The sequence below is a fragment of the Gardnerella sp. DNF01198P genome (assembly GCF_049244165.1).
GTDB classification, from domain to species: domain Bacteria; phylum Actinomycetota; class Actinomycetes; order Actinomycetales; family Bifidobacteriaceae; genus Bifidobacterium; species Bifidobacterium swidsinskii.
In genome coordinates, this window is the sequence record NZ_CP058382.1 from 1,013,409 (window position 1) to 1,031,749 (window position 18,341).

General features: G+C 42.2%; 16 protein-coding genes and 1 pseudogene. 6 read left to right on the forward strand and 11 right to left on the reverse strand.

Annotation, left to right across the window (positions count from 1 at the left end; translation table 11 throughout):
- The first annotated feature begins 338 nt into the window (after positions 1–338).
- From HXT44_RS04420 to HXT44_RS04435, 4 genes are all read left to right on the forward strand, one after another.
- Positions 339–1,478 carry an ADP-dependent NAD(P)H-hydrate dehydratase gene (locus HXT44_RS04420; protein WP_285089386.1) on the forward strand — a complete coding sequence of 380 codons (1,140 nt, stop codon included), beginning with the start codon at positions 339–341 and terminating at the stop codon, positions 1,476–1,478.
- A gap of 98 nt (positions 1,479–1,576) precedes the next feature.
- Complete coding sequence (locus tag HXT44_RS04425) at positions 1,577–2,227, forward strand: HAD family hydrolase (protein ID WP_004119121.1); 651 nt, start codon at positions 1,577–1,579, stop codon at positions 2,225–2,227.
- A 180-nt stretch (positions 2,228–2,407) separates the two neighbouring features.
- Positions 2,408–3,340 carry a LysR family transcriptional regulator gene (locus HXT44_RS04430; protein WP_064621592.1) on the forward strand — a complete coding sequence of 311 codons (933 nt, stop codon included), beginning with the start codon at positions 2,408–2,410 and terminating at the stop codon, positions 3,338–3,340.
- A gap of 215 nt (positions 3,341–3,555) precedes the next feature.
- Positions 3,556–4,005, forward strand: coding sequence for a Panacea domain-containing protein (locus HXT44_RS04435; RefSeq protein ID WP_004108773.1), 450 nt, complete (start codon positions 3,556–3,558; stop codon positions 4,003–4,005).
- Between the two features lie 261 nt (positions 4,006–4,266).
- Here the strand turns inward: HXT44_RS04435 and HXT44_RS04440 are convergent, their stop codons facing one another.
- Genes HXT44_RS04440 through lepA form a run of 3 tightly spaced genes read right to left on the reverse strand, consistent with a single transcriptional unit; the run spans position 4,267 to position 7,979 of the window.
- Positions 4,267–4,722: a hypothetical protein gene (locus HXT44_RS04440; protein ID WP_004108771.1), complete on the reverse strand. Its 456-nt coding sequence runs from the start codon at positions 4,720–4,722 to the stop codon at positions 4,267–4,269.
- A gap of 57 nt (positions 4,723–4,779) precedes the next feature.
- The gene (gene hemW, locus HXT44_RS04445) at positions 4,780–6,102 is read right to left on the reverse strand and encodes a radical SAM family heme chaperone HemW (protein ID WP_004108768.1); all 1,323 of its coding nucleotides are present in this window, start codon (positions 6,100–6,102) and stop codon (positions 4,780–4,782) included.
- A complete protein-coding gene (lepA, locus tag HXT44_RS04450) occupies positions 6,099–7,979 on the reverse strand; it encodes a translation elongation factor 4 (protein ID WP_012914227.1) in 1,881 nt (626 codons plus the stop codon). Before lepA ends, hemW begins: the two co-directional genes overlap by 4 nt.
- Positions 7,980–8,241: 262 nt before the next feature.
- Between lepA and rpsT the strand changes: the two genes are divergently transcribed.
- Entirely contained in the window at positions 8,242–8,502 is a 261-nt protein-coding gene (rpsT, locus tag HXT44_RS04455) for a 30S ribosomal protein S20 (RefSeq protein WP_004106518.1), read from the forward strand.
- 97 nt (positions 8,503–8,599) lie between these two features.
- Here rpsT and HXT44_RS04460 read toward each other — a convergent pair whose 3' ends face one another.
- From HXT44_RS04460 to HXT44_RS04485, 6 genes and pseudogenes are all read right to left on the reverse strand, one after another.
- Positions 8,600–8,878, reverse strand: coding sequence for a hypothetical protein (locus tag HXT44_RS04460; RefSeq protein ID WP_064621803.1), 279 nt, complete (start codon positions 8,876–8,878; stop codon positions 8,600–8,602).
- A 1-nt stretch (position 8,879) separates the two neighbouring features.
- On the reverse strand, positions 8,880–9,437 hold the full coding sequence (locus HXT44_RS04465) for a hypothetical protein (protein ID WP_064621801.1): 558 nt from the start codon (positions 9,435–9,437) through the stop codon (positions 8,880–8,882).
- Between the two features lie 310 nt (positions 9,438–9,747).
- A pseudogene (locus HXT44_RS04470) lies at positions 9,748–10,143 on the reverse strand (transposase-like zinc-binding domain-containing protein); the annotation flags it as partial.
- Positions 10,144–10,296: 153 nt separating this feature from the next.
- A complete protein-coding gene (locus tag HXT44_RS04475) occupies positions 10,297–11,010 on the reverse strand; it encodes a trimeric intracellular cation channel family protein (protein WP_064621797.1) in 714 nt (237 codons plus the stop codon).
- Between the two features lie 142 nt (positions 11,011–11,152).
- Positions 11,153–12,322 (reverse strand): branched-chain amino acid aminotransferase, encoded by a 1,170-nt coding sequence (locus HXT44_RS04480; RefSeq protein WP_004108753.1) that lies wholly within the window; start codon positions 12,320–12,322, stop codon positions 11,153–11,155.
- 248 nt (positions 12,323–12,570) lie between these two features.
- A complete protein-coding gene (locus HXT44_RS04485) occupies positions 12,571–13,194 on the reverse strand; it encodes a 50S ribosomal protein L25/general stress protein Ctc (RefSeq protein ID WP_064621621.1) in 624 nt (207 codons plus the stop codon).
- A gap of 326 nt (positions 13,195–13,520) precedes the next feature.
- Here HXT44_RS04485 and HXT44_RS04490 point away from each other — a divergent pair, with 326 nt between their 5' ends.
- Positions 13,521–15,569, forward strand: coding sequence for an AMP-dependent synthetase/ligase (locus HXT44_RS04490; RefSeq protein WP_004108746.1), 2,049 nt, complete (start codon positions 13,521–13,523; stop codon positions 15,567–15,569).
- Positions 15,570–15,749: 180 nt separating this feature from the next.
- On the opposite strand, the gene era is transcribed toward HXT44_RS04490, so the two are convergent.
- Both era and HXT44_RS04500 read right to left on the reverse strand, forming a co-directional pair.
- Complete coding sequence (era, locus tag HXT44_RS04495) at positions 15,750–16,811, reverse strand: GTPase Era (protein ID WP_064621622.1); 1,062 nt, start codon at positions 16,809–16,811, stop codon at positions 15,750–15,752.
- Positions 16,812–16,833: 22 nt separating this feature from the next.
- Positions 16,834–18,333: a hemolysin family protein gene (locus tag HXT44_RS04500; protein WP_421782579.1), complete on the reverse strand. Its 1,500-nt coding sequence runs from the start codon at positions 18,331–18,333 to the stop codon at positions 16,834–16,836.
- Positions 18,334–18,341 lie beyond the last annotated feature (8 nt).

Sequence of the window (18,341 nt, forward strand, 5' to 3'; positions counted from 1 at the left end):
AAAAAATGTGAAAAAATATAATTATTTTTGCAAAAATGCGTTTCGTGAATTTTTCATCTGCTATAATGCAAAATTTCAAAAAAGACCATGCTGCTTTCTGCTTTATCTTGCATTAAAAAACGTTAATATACCAACGAAAAAATAAATATGATTATAACATTTGGACAAATTTATTAATCAGGCATTTTTGTTTATTTTTTACGCAAAAACTAGTAGCGACACGCCATAATACTCACGACACGCAGAATAACAAAAAAATTACAAATATTTTCAAAATGTTTACAAATTGTAACAATACATAAGTTTAGACAGTAATACACATGTTTAGCCAACTCTGCATGTGCTTAACGACGATTACACTTAATACTATGTTTGGCAATACAGATGGTATGAATTACATTGCAAAACCTGACAGTTCGCACACTGACGATAAAAACTCTGCAAATAATGAAATATCAGTAGATATTCATCTTGCTTCCACACCATTGCGCACGCCTCATGCAAGCGATAATAAATATTCAAGAGGCGTTCTAGGCGTAATTACCGGTTCAAACGACTATCCCGGAGCAGCAGTGTTAAGCACAAGCGCTGCAATACATGCAAATATTGGAATGGTCCGTTATTCAGGTCCTCTTCGTGCACAAAATTTAGTATTGCAAGCATCCCCTGAAGTAGTAGCATACGAACAATTAAACGGAAAAATCGACGCAATAACAGTTGGATGCGGCATACCAGACGAAAGCCATTGCAACGACGAAACGGCTTTATCTCAAAGAAAATACATTGCTAGCATACTTGCAAAATACTCCAACGAAAACAAAAACGACAACAAAAACGACAACGCTGAAACGCAATTAAATAACAATCTTCCGCCAATATGCGTAGATGCTGGAGCATTAGACTTACTGCCAAAACAAGTTTGCGAAAAAGTAGTTCTCACACCTCATACAGGAGAATTAAGCTCGCTTTTTACTAGATACGATTTAGAAGTAAGCGCACAACAAATAGCCAGCAACCCAACACACTACGCTCAAAAAGCAGCCAATCTTACTGGAGCAACTGTGTTAGTTAAAGGCGCAACAACAGCAGTTGCATCACCATCAAAATTGCACTCTCCTATTTATATTGCACAATACGCTCCATCCTGGCTAGCAACTGCAGGTTCAGGAGATGTTCTAGCAGGAATTTTAGGAGCATTGCTGGCTCAGCACGAAAAAGATAACGAAAACAACGCGAACAACAACGAGAAAAACAATGCGAACAACAAAAATTACGCACTTATTGCAGCGAGCGCAGCTGTGATTCACGGAGTTTGCGCAGTATTTGCATCACGCAGCAGTGGAGGAAACAATTACACTCAACTAGTGCAAGACATAGTGAAATCAAAGCGTGCTTTGACTTTGGAACATCCAATTGTGGCAAGCGATATTATAAATGCATTACCGCATGTTCTTGGGATTCTTATTAATATAAAGTAGCGCGCGGAATAATATCGGCAGTGTGCAAAATTAACGCATGAAACAAAATACGCAAATGTAAAATAACGTATGAAACAAAATAGAAGGAGTAGAAATAAATGACTAACGCACAAAATATTGAGATCCATGACGTCATGTTTGACTATTGCAAAGTTCTACTCGAATGGAATTGCCGAAACTGTTTGCAAAAGCAGTTCCCGAATTTAGTTGATACTATTTGCCCTAATGGAAGCTTTGGAAAGAACGATTTAGCCGGGTTCTATGAATTTGAGGACCGCATGGATGGCGGCGAGCTTTTGAAAGATCTTATGCCTGAATACGAACGTCGCTTTGGAAGCGAACTTGCTGAGGCTTTCCGTTGGTATTGCGCTCATTATGACCAAGTTTTGACACGAATGATGCCTGGAATGGTTGATTTATTGCATGATTTACGTAAAGCTGGATACGGCGTATGGGGCTTAACAAATTGGTCTAAAGAAACTTTCCCACTTGCGTTACGCAAATTCCCAGAACTTTCTACTCTTTTGCAAGGAACTATTATTTCCGGTGTTGAGCATTTGCATAAGCCAGAACCGGAAATTTTTGAACTTGCTATAAGTAGATTTGGATTAAATCCGCAAACAACTGTTTTCTTCGACGATAAGCCAGCAAATATTGATGGAGCTCATAGAGTTGGCATGCATGGATTTGTTTTTACAACTGCAGAGCAAGCGCGTAAGGATTTAGCTTCAGTAGGAGTAAATCTCTAATAATTGCTTAAATATTTAGCTTATACTACTAAGATTATATATAAAACTATGGTTATGTGGAACTATGGTTATGACAACTAAGAATTAGGTTATGCCTATACCTTTTGCTAGATTCGTTAGCGGCTCATTTATGTGATTTTTGATGATTATCGTAACTTTTAGCTCACGAAAGAAGCTCGTATGACTTTGCTACAACTGAAGTATATTGTAAAAATCGTTGACTGCGGTTCAATGAATGAAGCAGCACGAGCACTATATATTTCACAACCAGCATTGAGCTCTTCTGTAAAAGAGCTTGAAAGAGAACTTAACATTGAAATTTTCACTAGATCCACTCAAGGAATTGCATTAACAGCTGATGGAGCTGAGTTTTTGACGTACGCTCGACAAGTAATTGAGCAGGCGGATCTTCTTGAAGAACGCTACAAAAGTACTAAGCCTCGCCCACAATTATGCAGCGTTGCAACACAACACTACATGTTTGCTGTTGAAGCATTCGTCGATATGATTCGCAGTATTCATTCTAACGAATACGAGTTTTCAATTCGCGAGACGCGCACAAAAAATATCATTAAGCAAGTAAGCGATATGCGCGCAGACCTTGGAATTCTTTATCTTTCTGACTACAACAAGGATGTAATAGGCAAGCTGCTTCGTGAAAAACATTTGGAATTCCACCCGCTTTTCCGAGCAAAATTGCATGTTTTTCTTTCTAGAAATAATCCGCTTGCAGTGCAAAAAAGCTTGAGCTTGGAAGATTTGAAACCGTATCCGTTTATTCAATACGAACAGGGAGAAGAAGGAAGTTTCTTCTTCGCAGAAGAAGCGGTTTGGCCTACTCGCCCACCGAAAAAGATCAACGTTTCTGACCGCGCTACCATTTTAAACTTTATTATTGGGTTGAATGGTTACACTGTTTGCACTGGAATAGATAACGGCGATTTAAACAATGAAAAAATTGTCACTATTCCGCTTGAATGTGATGACACTATGCTTGTTGGCTGGATTACCAACGAGCGCACGAAGCTTTCAAGAGCTTCACTCGCTTATCTTACGCAACTTAAATCTGTGCTTGTAAGACATGGCTACGCGCTTATAGATTCACGAAATTAGTTTATTAACTTACTCGCTTATTAACTTATTGCATGTTGAACTATTAAATGATTAGTTCGCAAAACAACAATCAAATAAGTTGAACTTGCAAAATAACACAAACTAAAAAATAACTCATAATACAAGTTGTCCACATTTCTTTAATCGAATTGACGCTCACTTTTTCCATTCATAAAATCGCTATTAATTTGTTGCAAAGAAAAAGGAGGTGCGTGATGGGCATTATTAATGTAGCGGCAAAAATATTGGAAATTATGGGACCAATGACAACTATGAAGCTGCAGAAGCTTGTGTATTATTCTCAAGCGCACAGCTTAGCTACAACTGGATTGTCACTATTTCCGGAAGATTTTGAAGCTTGGACGAACGGTCCGGTTTCATTGGAATTATTTAACAGGCATCGAGGAAGATTCACAATTCGCAAAGAAGAACTACTGATTTCTCTTCCAGAAAGATGCGCAACTTTAGAATATGAGCAGGTCAAGATTATAGAGGAAGTGTGCGCAAAACTTGGAAATCTTACAGGAAATCAGCTCAGCGAAAGAACGCATAAAGAAGATCCGTGGATTCGCGCGAGAATCGGCATATCTGCAAATCAAGGCAGCGAGGAAATAATTTCCAAGAAGTCAATGCACGACTACTACATTAAGCATCCTATTGTGTAAATGCGCGAATGTCCGAAAAGCGCCAACTAGAGACCGTAACGCAGTATGCGCTCGCGCGGGTAACGCGCTCGCTTACGAAACTCGCGTTGGAAGTCCAGTGGACTTCCAACTTAAGCGAGTTTCCGCTCCGAGTTGCTTTCGCGCGCTACGCTCTAAGCGCGAAAGCAGGTCGGAGCGCACACAAATAATTAAGGCGAGCACGTTGTTATTAGCAAGTGCCCACCTTAATCATTAAAAAACATTCTTATTTTATAAGTACATCTAAATCGCAGTGCCGTGCTCGTCAAGGCGCGGATTCTGCCTAGAATTACTAAAGCTAAAGAACAAGCCAAACACGCCTAATGCAAACAAAACGGAAACTACCACAACAAGCACAATAGGCTGGCTAGGAAGCCACATAATCACCAAGAAAGCAAGCGCGGAAAGCAAAATCACAGCCCAGGAAAACACTCCGACAACTTTACGAACAACATTCCAAGTATCATCGCCCACCTGAGATCTCTTAACATTGCGAGCCAGTCTCTCCTCCTCAGCTGTCACGTTAGAAGTTGGCTTCCAAGGACCAGTTCCCCTCTCTTGAAGTCTTCTAGAGCGTTCTTGTAAATTGTATTCGTCAATCATGCCTCCGCGAGCGCGACCTTTTGTTTCATCATATTGAGAAGGAATCCCCTTGCGGCTCTGCCTTTCCTTCGCGCGACGCTCTTTGCGGTTTGCCATGATTGTTCCTTTCTACATTGAATTTTCGTATATCAAGCATTTATGACACAATACGCACTATTTTAGCACGGTAAGGCCTTCTTCACACGCGTCGACAATTCTTTCTATTAATAAATCGTTGAGCAGCCTACCTTTGCGTGTTGCGATAATGCGATTTTCGTGCAACACTGCCAAATCTTCCTTACACACTTCGCGTAACACTTTTTGCAAATGCGAATCATCGAACACCTTATTAGTTTCGCGCATCTTTTCGCACAATTGCAAAATATTAAGACCTTCTTTAATGCGAAGCCCAAGCATTACTTCTTCAATAAGCGCATCTTCAGCATTTATACACTCGTAGTTTTGCCACGGCACATTTCCAAGATTTATAGCATGCGCCCATCGTTTTGGGTGCAAAATATCCCATGAGCGAAGGTTATAAAACTCGTTTGGATTAGCTAAAGAAGCACTATCATCCATGCTTTGTTTACTAATACGATTGGCAGCATTGTAGTGCGAATGTGCTCCAGGACCAATTCCAGCCCAATCAATATTTCGCCAGTAGCCAAGATTATGTTGAGATTCAAAACCCGGACGCGCCCAATTAGAAATCTCGTACCATTGTAATCCAGCAGAGTTAAAAAGTTCGTCCGCCAACTCGTATTTTTGAGCTTCATCATCGTCGTTTGGCGCTTGAATAGTGCCAGCAGCGATTTGACGACCCATTTTTGTGCGCGGCTCTACCGTTAGCGCATATGCAGAAATATGGTTAACACCTAGGCTTAAAGCCATTTCTACTGACTCTCGCCAATCGTCTAGACTCTCTCCCGGAGCACCATAAATCAAGTCAACACTTGAACGCAAACCACATGCGTTTGCTGCTTTTACACCGCGAGTTACATTTTCTGGAGTATGCGTGCGGTCAAGAGTTTTAAGAACATGCGGCACTGCTGATTGCATTCCAAAAGATATTCGAGTAAATCCACCTTCTGCAAGCGTTTCAATATACTTTTCATCTGCAGTATCCGGATTTGCTTCAGTAGTTATTTCCGCGTCTTTATTAAACCCCCACAAGTTGCGTATTTCTTGCAAAATTCGCACTAAATCTTGCGCTTTAAGAACTGTTGGAGTGCCTCCACCGAAGAAAACAGATTGCGCTTTAGGTTCGAAAATTCCGTGATATTCCTGCCATTTTTTTACAAGACGCATCTCTTGAATCGCAACATCCGCATAACCTTCGCGACTTGCACCTTCACCCAAATCGCGAGCAGTATACGTGTTAAAATCGCAATAACCGCAGCGGCGCAAGCAAAACGGCACGTGCACGTACACTTCAAAAGGCATACTTTCAGTTTGCATAGCTGATTTATTTAATTCAGCATCCAACTCTAAACTCATCCTTCAGACTTTTGCGCTGCGCGAATCTTATCTTTAGTATCGCGATCGTTTGCGCTCTCGTCTGTAGCCAAAGCCGCAACGAATGCTTCCTGCGGAACTTCAACATGTCCGAGCATCTTCATGCGCTTCTTACCAGCCTTCTGTTTTTCAAGAAGCTTACGTTTACGCGTAATATCGCCGCCGTAGCACTTAGCGAGCACATCTTTTCGAAGAGCGCTAATAGTCTCGCGAGCAATAATTCTAGAGCCGATTGCCGCCTGAATTGGAATCTCAAACTGCTGGCGAGGAATAAGACCGCGAAGCTTCTTAGTCATCATAACGCCGTAAGAATAAGCCTTATCGCGGTGCACAATCGCACTAAAAGCGTCAACCTTATCTCCCTGAATAAGAATATCAACTTTCACTAAATCGGCAGCTTGCTCGCCATCTTCGTGGTAGTCAAGAGAAGCATAGCCTTTTGTGCGGCTTTTAAGCTGATCAAAGAAGTCAAAAACGATTTCTGCAAGAGGAATCCTGTAATGCATTTCCACGCGGTCTGCACTAATATATTCCATTGTGCCCATTTCTCCGCGATGATCCTGGCACAAATCCATTACAGCACCAATAAACTCTTTCGGAGTGATAATATCTGCAGCAACCATTGGCTCAATAATGCGCTTAATCTTGCCTTCTGGAAACTCGCTAGGATTTGTTACGTGATGTTCTTTACCATCTTCGCTAGTGACGTCATAAGTTACGTTAGGAGCAGTGGAAATAAGATCCAAGCCAAACTCGCGGCTTAAGCGCTCTGAAACAATCTCCATGTGTAGAAGACCTAAGAATCCACAACGGAAACCAAAGCCCAACGCAACAGACGTTTCTGGCTCGTAAATAAGAGCCGCATCATTAAGTTTTAGCTTGTCGAGAGCATCTCGAAGATCTGGGAATTGAGCGTTATCAATTGGGAAAAGACCTGCGTAAACCATAGGTTTAGGGTCGCGATAACCATCCAAAGGCTCAGATGCAGGATTTACGGCACTGGTAATAGTGTCGCCAACTTTAGATTGACTCACGTCTTTTGCACCTGTAATTACATAGCCTACTTCTCCGGCTCCAAGCGCCTTAGTTGGAGTCATATCTGGGCTAATAACGCCGATTTCAATAGGATCGTGCGTCATGCCGATTCCCATCATATGCAATTTTTCGCGCGACTTAAGTTCGCCATCAACCATACGAATATAGGTGACAATTCCGCGATAAGAATCGTAGACGGAGTCAAAAATGAGCGCGCGAGCAGGAGAATCAGGATTTCCGCTTGGGGCTGGAACTTCCAGCACAATTTGATCAAGTAAGTCTTTAACACCTTCGCCGGTTTTACCAGAAACACGCAACACGTCCTCCGGCTTGCAACCAATTAAACCAGCTATTTCTTCAGCATGCTTATCTGGTTCAGCACTAGGCAAATCGATTTTGTTAAGAACAGGAATAATCGTTAAATTATGGTCGATTGCCATATAAAGATTAGAAAGCGTTTGCGCTTCAATACCTTGAGTAGCATCTACTAACAGCACAGCACCTTCGCATGCTGCCAGCGCGCGCGAAACTTCATAAGTAAAATCGACGTGTCCAGGAGTATCGATCATGCCAAGCGAATACTCTTTGCCTTCAAAAGTCCAAGGAACGCGAACAGCCTGCGATTTAATAGTAATACCGCGCTCTTGCTCAATATCCATGCGATCCAAGAAACGGTCTCGCATTTCACGCTCTGGCACGATTCCTGAAAGTTGTAAAATGCGATCTGCTACAGTGGACTTGCCGTGATCTATATGCGCAATAATGCAGAAATTGCGTATCAACGATTGATCCGTAAATCCTGGCTGGTTATGCGGTGTAATCAAGGCAAATATCTCCTTTTAAGAATGCGAATACATGAAAACATGCAAGCATGAATCAAGCACTATAACTAATCAATATTAGCAAATCTACCGCCTTAGCGTAAGGTGCAAAATACGAAAGTTATTTATTAAGTAGCATATTCAATAAGTTTTTAATTAAACCAACAATAACAAATTAATTATATAAATTACTATATTTATCTAATAAGCATGATACACTTACTATTTGTATGTCCTTATATAGCAAACGTCGTTTGGAGTAACAGTGGCAAACATTAAGTCGCAGAAAAAGCGTGTTCTCACTAACGAGAAAGCACATAAGCGTAACGTAGCAGTAAAGTCTGCTTTGAAGACTGCTATTCGTGCTACTCGTGAAGCCATCACCGCTGGTGATAAGGCTGCAGCGCAGGCCGCTTTCGCAGTAGCCGCTAAGAAGCTTGACAAGGCTGCAGGTCGTGGCGTGATTCATAAGAATCAGGCTGCAAACCGCAAGTCTGGTCTTGCTGTAGCGATTAACGCTCTGTGAAGTTTGTGCAGGTAACTGCATAACACAGCATGTAAGGAAAATCCCCAGTACCAATCGGTGCTGGGGATTATTTATATCACTCTATCGGCAACGTAATTTAGACGATATACGCCAATACGAGTACCACTACGAGTATAACTGCCACGGCAGCAGCAAACACCACGTAATCCATAGGCTTCACATGGTGATGCTGCAACAATGCATGGCATACAAACGCTGCGATCAGCAAGATTACCCCTGAAATAGCATTGGCATACCAAGGTAAATGATTGATGCACGAGAAAACAACACTCGTCAGCCAAATGGTAGCAAACGAAGCAAGCCATGACCGATGCCCTGTTGTGGCATGCTTCTTCGAAATAGTTACATCATCCATATTAACACCCCAATGCTGCTGTCAAAGTGCCACCTGCAGCGCTACAAGCTATATCAGCCGAAACACCAGCAATTGGTGACGCCAATCCAGAAATACCAAGTGATAATGGAGTACAAACTGTTGCATCCCATAAAACATTCCATCCCACACCAATCCATTTAGGAATACAATGATGTTTCTTTCCACCACGTTCTAGAGCTGTCTCTAAGGAAACAGTAGGAGCAATCCTATGAAGAACTTTGCTATAGTCAAAATCAACATGCTGCCCGTCATGAACTGTTAAATTGATAGTTGCTATAGTATGATTTGTTGCATCTCTCCAAGTAGCTATATTATTCTTTACTACGATAGTATCACCAGCTAGCGTATGCACATTCAATCCTTGTCCAGATACTGGAACAATTGAACGTCGACCATCTGGAGAACGCAATCCTCTCATTTCAGACTTAAAATTCCCATATTGTGATGTTGATTGAACTGCAAAAGATGGAGTTGCAAACACCATACTTCCAAGTAATGATGCTGCAGCTATTAACAATGAACTAACTTTCTTCATCATAAGATGACCTCTCTAATATTGGCCTTATCAATTAGTGAGTAAGCGTATTCCAGTAAACAGCATGTTGGCCAAACATGTGGTGAGTGACTCACGTTGTCATGCTCACAAGTCAACAGTATAATACTTGATTGATAGAAACGCCGTCATAATCAGGTAAGCGGCAAAAAGTGTGTCTGTAAACGTGTTTATTCAGGCGTGTCGTTAGTGTAGTGTTCCTTTTCTAATTGATATATCTGAGTAGTAATCTGCCCTACATAAGTCAAAGCTTGCATCGAAACCCGAAGACCCAATTGATTGCTGGTCATCAATAATTTTCTTTGTTACACCATTGCAAAGCAATAACTTTATCCTTGCTTGCCGCGGTTAATAAACACCACCCGTATGGAAGGTATGTTCCATCGATTTGAACATAGTCATAAATTTCGCCTGTCTCGGGTAATTCTGGTTTAACATTCCAATACCATTCAATTCGATATCGCCATGTTCTCTCAGAACCACTAGGACAGGCTTCACATTGAGTCTGGTTTCCCATAATCCAATGAATGAATTTATCAAATTGTGCTGCACGTGTAATATCTTCACGTTTCCTTGTAAAAGACATTCCACATGCAGTACATCTCCAACGGATAGCACCTTTACGTGTTTTACCATTTCTCTTCATTGAATGAGAGCATATTGGGCAGCGTTTACTACTTAATCTAGGCATGTATTAAGCACATCGCACGCCTTATACCTCTATTTGTTTTCAATGTCAAGTAATACTAAATGTTAAGCTTTTTAGCTTAATGACAGCGAGTTTCCCTTGGTATTTCAACGAAAACTCGGGTTTTAGACACACTTTTTTGCCACTTACCCAATATTAACGGTGACGACGATTATTAATACGACGAATACGAGGACGTCTAACCTTAATAGGTTCCGTGCGGTTCATTGCTCCAAATAAAGTTAAATCTAGTTTCACAGACAACAAACGCATTGCAACAACAAGAGCAACAATAAGGACATCAAGCAATATTTCAACAGTTAAACCAAAATAACCTGCATGCCTTGCTTTTACAACACAAACGGTTAGTATACATCCCACTGAAGCAGGGAAAGCATACCAATGCTTATCCCGCACAATAACAGGAACTTGATTCAAAATCATGTCGCGAATCAAACCACCTCCTAAAGCAGTTGCCATTCCTAAAAATACTGAAGCCATACCAGACATGTGGAAGTCCAAACCTTTTGCTGTGCCATTCACAGCAAACAGGCCCAACGCCAAGGCATCAAGCGTAAGCATAAACCAACGCCATTTATCAATCTCAGGGTGAGCAACAGCCACAATAACACCAGAAAGCAGACCTGTAATAACAAAACCACGATCAGCAATACCAACAGGTGGCAATGCTCCAAGCAACACATCACGAACAATACCGCCACCCAATGCAGTTATCCAAGACGTAGTAATAATCGCAAAAACATCATAATTCTTACGAATAGCCCACATGCCGCCAACCATGCCACAACATCCCATAGCAACATACTCAACTATAAGAAAAAAGATGTTATCCCCTAACGCACCTTCCAAAGCATTTCCCTTCAAATAAATTCACCAAAACACTGCGCGCATAACAAACAAACGCGTTGTACTCTATACGATATCTAAATATATAGAGTACAACGCGCCATAAGCAACATTAGATTAGATAATATTAACTAACTTATATAAATCAGTCGCAAACTTTCCACATCCAGTTATGCTTATCTTCGACATCACCGAGCTGAATGCCAAGTAACTCATCGCGCAAAGCCTGAGTTAACTCACCAACGCCACCATCGGCAACCTTAAGATCGAATTCATCGGACTTAAAGCGACCAATTGGCGTAATGATTGCAGCAGTACCGCAAGCAAAGACTTCAGTAACCTCGCCAGAACGAATGTCGTCAAGCAACCCTTGAAGAGGAATCATGGTTTCAACAACCTTATGTCCTGCTTCCTCAGCAAGCTGAATCAAAGAACGACGCGTAACGCCAGGAAGAATACTGCCAGTAAGAGATGGAGTTTCCAAATGGCCATCCTTGTGGAGTGCGAACATATTCATGCCACCAAGCTCTTCCAAATAAGTCTTAGTTGCAGCATCGACGAAGCACACCTGCTCGCAACCGTGCTCAATACCCTTGTATTCACCAAGCAAGGAAGCAGCGTAATTTCCACCGCACTTAGCAAAACCAGTACCACCAGGACCAGTACGGAACCACTGATCTTCAACCCAAATGCTAACAGGCTTCAAACCACCCTTGAAGTATGGGCCGGATGGAGAAGCGATAACACAGTATTCAACTTCGTGAGCTTCGCGCACACCGAGGAACGGCTCGGAAGCAAACATGAATGGACGCATGTAAAGCGTATACTCTCGACGGCTCGGAACCCATTGCTTATCTCGCTTTACCAAGGCTGCAACCGATCCAATAAAATCATCAATAGAGAGTTCCGGCAAATACAAACGCTTAGCAGAATTTTGGAAACGAGCAGCATTAATATCTGGGCGGAAAAGCCAAATAGAGCCGTCGGCGCGCTTATAAGCCTTCAAACCTTCAAAGCACTCCTGAGCATAGTGCAACACAGATGCACCTGGATCCATTTTCAATGGACCATAAGGCTCTACACGACGATCAGACCATCCTTCGCCTTTAGTCCAAGACATATGAACCATATTGTCGGAGAAAATCTGACCGAAAGCAGGCTTATCAATAAGTTCGTTGCGCTTTGCGTCCGAAACTGGATTATCATTCGGCAGAACTTCAAAGTTGCCAGCCAATTTGTTCAACAGAGTTGTATCGCTATGATCATAAGACTCATAAGCGTCAGAAAACTCTGGAGCTACTTCTAAATCAGCCATTATGTCTCTTTTCTATGTGGATTATTTCTACTTGCCTTTTACCGCAATTAACGTATAGAATAATACGATTCTTGTTTTTCGCAAAACTTACACGCCAAAATATCTTAAGAAATATTTCAAAAAATATGCTTTAAAGTAAAAATTATTTAGCAAATTTGTTGATTTTATATGAAAAAAGCCGCATAAGAACTGACTTATGCGGCTTAAAATTTTAAACTATTTTATAATCTATAAGTAAATACGTTAACTTACTTTTCTTCTGCAGCAGGAGCAGCAGCTGGAGCGGCGGCAGCAGCATCTGCAGCAGGAGCAGCAGCTTCGGCTGTAGCAGCATCTTCAGGAACAGTGACGCTCACAACGGATTCTTCACCATCCATATCGAGCTCAACACCCTCAGGAAGCTTGACATCCTTAGCAAACACCTTGATGCCGTCGGTCAAACCATCAACGTTAACAACCAAACGCTCTGGCAAGTTAGCAACGTCTGCGCGAACCTTGAGCTCCTGGACATCCACGAATGCAACTGCAGCACCCTTTGGAGTGCCTTCAACGAAGACTGGAACTTCAACGTCAATCTTTTCGCCAGCCTTAACTTCGTAGAAGTCAATGTGTTCTACAATGCGCTTAACAGGGTTACGCTGAACATCCTTAACAACTGCAATGCGAGATTCCTCGCCAAACTTAATAGTGAACAAAGCATTAGCATGACGCAAAGCCAAAGTGGTTTCGCGCATTGGAAGAGTAACATGCACTGGTTCAGCACCGCCAGCATAAAGGCTTGCTGGAATCAGCTGAGCTACGCGCAAACGACGAGCAACACCCTTACCAAACTCAGTGCGCAATTCGCCTTCAAGAGTAATTTTTGTAGCCATATCGGTCTCCTTATGGTCTGGATAGTTTAGTTTGTTAATCCAGCTTCAGGCGCACCGACGCGCCGAAAACCATAAGAGGCTATCAGCCCAGTCGATAACGGAACTCTGCCACAAAGCTAGCGGCACATTCCCTCGCCAAAGCAACTTTGTTATTCTAACGACAGGCTACGACTTATGGCAAATACAAAATTATTACTAATCAAATCGAATATAACTGCTACTTGAGCATACGAACGATTATTATAGTTAATAGTATGAAAGTGCATAGCATGATACTATGATGTGCGCTTAATCCGCAAGCCGTTTGGCATAATGAAGGAGCAAATGTGTCCGTTTTTAATGCACTCCAACAGCAAGCGTTTAATCTTGCCCGTAAAGCATTGCGTATTGGCAGTAACTTCGCGCACCCAGTCAGCGATGACCGTGCAGGCGAACCAGACTACCTTAATACGGATCAAGAAAACACAAATACTTTACTTTCACAAAAGCAACGCCTTCCACACGTAGAAGAGTGGGGCGCGCAAATGCCAACAACGACGTTTATCGATCCGAAAACAGGCTTGCTGACCACAAAAACCGAAAGCGCAGCACCTCTTGACGAAGGCACAAGCATTTATGACTTATACGCAGATCGCGCAGCACGTATGGGCGACGATCCTCTTTACACTTATAAAGAAAACGATAAGTGGGTCACAAAAACAGCTAATCAGTTCCTTCAAGAAGTACGCGATGCTGCAAAAGGTTTGATGCACTACGGATTGCGCAAAGGCGACGCCGTTGCCCTTATGTGCAAAACATCATATGAGTGGGACGTCACCGACGCAGCAGTTATGGCTTGTGGTGGTGTTCTTGCAACTATTTATGACACGGATTCAGCTGAGCAAATTCGCAATATTGTGAATAATTCCGACTCGCGTTTCCTTATTGTTGAAACAACTGACATGCGAGATAAAGCTGATGGAGCTATTGAAGAATGCCCAAGCTTGGAACGCATTATTTGCATTGAAACAGGCGGTTTAGCAGAACTTCAAGCTTTCGGATACGCTGTTAGCGATGAGGAACTAGATGCTCGCATTGATTCTGTAAAGAAAACAGACTTGTGCTCTATTGTTTACACTTCTGGTTCCACAGCTGCACCTAAAGGCGTGGAAATGACTCACGAACACTATTGCACTACAGCGTTGAATTTGCCTGTTTACTTGCCAAATTTGCTTAGCGAAAAAGACGGTTCTGTGCTTTTGTTCCTTCCTCAAGCACACTCTTTTGCAAGAGCAATTAACTATATTGTTGTTGCAAGTACATTGCGCATTTATATTGCTCAAGGTATTCCTACTTTGATTTCTGATTTGCAAGTTGCAAAACCTACGGTTATGATTGTTGTCCCTCGAGTTCTTGAGAAGGTTTATAACGCAGCTTCGCAGAAGGCTGGTCACGGTGCTAAAGGCTTGGCTTTCCAGGGTGCTGTTGTGACGGCTCAACAGTATATGAAGGAAGTTCAGGAATTTGGTGATGCTAAAGCTCTTACTAAAGCTCGCCGCACTGCTTACGATCCGCTTGTTTATCGTCCACTTCGCCAAGCTCTTGGCGGTCGCGCACGCTGGATTGTTGCAGGTGGAGCTCCTCTAGATCCTGAATTGCTTTCATTCTTCCGCGGAGCAGGAGTTCCTGTCTACGAAGGTTATGGTCTTACAGAAACTACTGCACCATGCGCGTTTACTCCTATTGGAGTTCCATTCCGAGAAGGTTCTGTTGGCATTGCATTCCCAGCTTTTACTTTGCGAATCGCATCCGACGGCGAAGTTCAAATTAAAGGCACTTGCGTATTCCATAAGTATCACAAAAACGATGAAGCAACAGAAACTTCATTTACTAAAGATGGATGGTATGCAACAGGCGATTTGGGACGAATTGACGACGATGGCATGCTTTATATTACCGGACGTAAGAAGGATTTGATCATTACTGCTGGCGGTAAGAATGTTGCTCCTGGACCTATTGAAGAGATGATTAAGAGATGCGAACTTGTGTCTCAAGCTCTCGTTCTTGGAGATAAGCGTCCGTTTATTTCTGCACTTGTTACTTTAGACGAAGAAACTTTACGAAATTGGCTTAAACTCAAGGGTCTTGACGCTACTATGAGCATGGAAGAGGCTGCTAATAATGCTGTCGTTCGTGCTGAAGTGCAAAAATTTATAGATCTTGCCAACGAAGGCGTGTCACGCGCAGAATCTGTGCGAAAGTTCATTATTTTGCCAGAAGAGTTTACGCAAGAAAACGGCTTAATGACTGCGTCTATGAAGATTATTCGTCCACGAGTTATTAAGCGCTACACTACTTTACTTAATACACAAATGTATACGACGCGCAAAAAGTAGTTTGTTTAAATTAACTTAACTAAGTGCATATCGCAAAACCGCGGCTTAACTTGTTTTATTCAACTTGCTCGCCGCGGCTTTGCATTAATTTACGACAATTTTGTGCAAACACATTAGGCTTAAGGCACAATAAAATTAAGTAATTGTCCAATAATATCGAAATAAGCAAAATATGCTCTACTAGAACCCTAAACGCTCAAGCTTCTTAGGGTCGCTCTGCCATCCTTTTGCAACTTTCACATGCAATTCAAGCACAGCTTTTGTTCCAGTAATACGATTTACCGCCGTGCGCAAACGCTTCTTTACGCGCACTAAATGCTCCGCACGATGACCAATAATAATCGGCTTTTGAGAATCACGCTCAACATAAACAGATACAAGCACATGCGCTTTATTGTCATCATATTGAGTATCTTCGCCATCCCCCGGATACACAATATCGTCAACTACAACAGCTAAAGAATGAGGCAACTCGTCGTCCAACTCTTCCAAAAATGCGCCGCGAATAAGCTCCGAAATCATGCTTTCTGGGCTTTCCTCACTAAGCTGATCCGCCGGATACATTTGCGGACCTTCCGGCAAGTTCTGAATCAAAACATTCTTAACTTCGTCAACATTGTCGCGTTCCAACGCACTCACAGGCACAATATCCGTAAAATCGGCAAACTGCTGAATTTGAAGCAAATGCGCAACTAACTCGCTGCGGCTAAGCGTATCGATTTTCGTAACAATACCGATAAGCGGAACTTTCCAAGTCCAATTGCCCTTCTCATCTTTTTTAGCAAAATCAGAACGAAGTCGACTCAGAATTCGCCTATCCCCAGGACCAATCTCCTGGTCTGCTGGAAGCAAAAATGCAATCGCGTCAACATCTGAAAGTGACTCGTCAACAATATCGTTCAAACGCTGACCAAGAAGCGTACGAGGACGGTGAATACCAGGAGTATCAACCAACACCATTTGTGCATTATCGGTAGTAACAATCCCTCGAATAGCTTTACGCGTAGTTTCCGGACGAGACGACGCAATAGCAATTTGCGTACCAATAAGAGCATTCATAAGCGTAGACTTACCAACGTTTGGTCTACCAACTACAGCTACGAAACCGGAACGATAACCGTGAAAATCAGGAGTAGAAATCGTTGCGCGAGTTGAAGCGTCTAGATTTGCAAACATCTCGTCGTCAAAGTCATCAGTGTCATCGAAGTCATCAGTATCGTCAAAGTTGTTAATATTATTCACGTTATTCTTACCGTCCAGTTCTTTATTTCAGCATATTCGTTTGTTTCATAGTACTAGCTTGCTTCAAAGCATTGGTTTGTTTGCTTTCAGCAGATTTTTCGGAAGAGCTAATGTCATTTTGATTATCCTTAGACTCTTCCAAAACTTGCGCATCTCGTTCTACTAAAATAGTAGATACTTTCTTTCGCCTACCAGCTGAATCTACAGCAGTTAATTTTAGTCCTCTTGTAACAGCACTGGAACCAACAATCGGCACATTGCCAATCAACTTCGTAAGCAAACCAAACACAGTATCCACATCGTCTTCGTCAATATGAACTTCAAAAATATCTTCCAAATCTGCGATTGACGTTCGAGCAGGCATCTTCCACACGCCGTCACGTATTTCTTCCGGATCTGCATGCTGAGTGCGATCGTGCTCATCTTCCAACTCGCCAACAATTTGCTCAATAGCATCCTCAATAGTAACCAAGCCTGCAATACCGCCGTATTCGTCAACCACTACTGCCACATGCTGGCGAATTCGTTGCATTTCATGGAATAAATCGTCAACCGGCTTCGACTCAGGAACAAGCATAGGGTCTCGGCTAATTGTTTCAATTGCTCTAGAAGATGCTGCAGGATTAAACACAGTAGCGCGTACAGCATCCTTCAAATAAGCAACGCCTACTAAATCATCTACAGAATCTCCAATGACGGGAACTCGAGAAAATCCTGAACGAGAGCATAATTTAAGGAAATTTTCCAGCGTTTCGTCACTTTTTACGCAAATCATATCAGTTCTAGGCACCATTATTTCGCGAGTCAAAGTATCTGAAAGCGTGAGCACATTGCGCATCATTTCAGAAACTTCCGGATCGAAATCATTCGCTTCAACAAGTCGGTCAATACTCGCCTTTGCTTGATCCAGCTGAATATCTTCCAAAGCTTCATCATCTGAAAGATCAACATGCTTTTTCCTAGAAGTGACGTCAACATCGCTAGCAATATGCACTAAAGGATTAATCGCAATAGCAATAGACACAATGCGAGAAAGCCGTATCAACTTTGCTACAGGTTGAGCCGCACCAACCGAACGTGGACGAACAAGAATAGAAATCACAGCTACAACTACTGAAACAACAACACCAATAATAAGAGTTACCCATAAAGGCGAGCCAAAAAATGCAGCTAAAGAAGCAAACAAAACTCCATCTAAAACGTTACATAGCACACGCACAAAAGCACATGCTCCAGAAGTTGTATAACGGTCAGCAATCAGTTTTTTTACACGATGGATTCTAGCAATTCGACGCATACGCACTATGGCACTAGTTTCATCATCATGCGTTTGCGCTTCAATCATAAGATTATTTAAGCTTGCACGAGTAACTCTAGGCACTGCCCCTTCTGCAGCAGCCATAGCAAGCGAAAGCCATACAAGCAGCATTGCCAGCACAAGCAATGCAGCTAAGCCAATCCAGATATGCAACGGCAATTGCGGAACTGATATACTAGAAAATATTTGCTTAATATATTCCATAATTATGC

Excerpts from the sequence above, each read along its gene's own strand:
- HXT44_RS04440 (WP_004108771.1), bottom strand. The coding sequence starts at position 4,722 with ATGGCAAACCGCAAAGAGCGTCGCGCGAAGGAAAGGCAGAGCCGCAAG.
- HXT44_RS04465 (WP_064621801.1), bottom strand. The coding sequence starts at position 9,437 with ATGATGAAGAAAGTTAGTTCATTGTTAATAGCTGCAGCATCATTACTT.
- HXT44_RS04430 (WP_064621592.1), top strand. The coding sequence starts at position 2,408 with ATGACTTTGCTACAACTGAAGTATATTGTAAAAATCGTTGACTGCGGT.
- HXT44_RS04420 (WP_285089386.1), top strand. The coding sequence starts at position 339 with ATGTGCTTAACGACGATTACACTTAATACTATGTTTGGCAATACAGAT.
- HXT44_RS04500 (WP_421782579.1), bottom strand. The coding sequence starts at position 18,333 with ATGGAATATATTAAGCAAATATTTTCTAGTATATCAGTTCCGCAATTG.
- HXT44_RS04425 (WP_004119121.1), top strand. The coding sequence starts at position 1,577 with ATGACTAACGCACAAAATATTGAGATCCATGACGTCATGTTTGACTAT.
- HXT44_RS04480 (WP_004108753.1), bottom strand. The coding sequence starts at position 12,322 with ATGGCTGATTTAGAAGTAGCTCCAGAGTTTTCTGACGCTTATGAGTCT.
- hemW (WP_004108768.1), bottom strand. The coding sequence starts at position 6,102 with ATGAGTTTAGAGTTGGATGCTGAATTAAATAAATCAGCTATGCAAACT.
- HXT44_RS04485 (WP_064621621.1), bottom strand. The coding sequence starts at position 13,194 with ATGGCTACAAAAATTACTCTTGAAGGCGAATTGCGCACTGAGTTTGGT.
- HXT44_RS04460 (WP_064621803.1), bottom strand. The coding sequence starts at position 8,878 with ATGGATGATGTAACTATTTCGAAGAAGCATGCCACAACAGGGCATCGG.
- HXT44_RS04435 (WP_004108773.1), top strand. The coding sequence starts at position 3,556 with ATGGGCATTATTAATGTAGCGGCAAAAATATTGGAAATTATGGGACCA.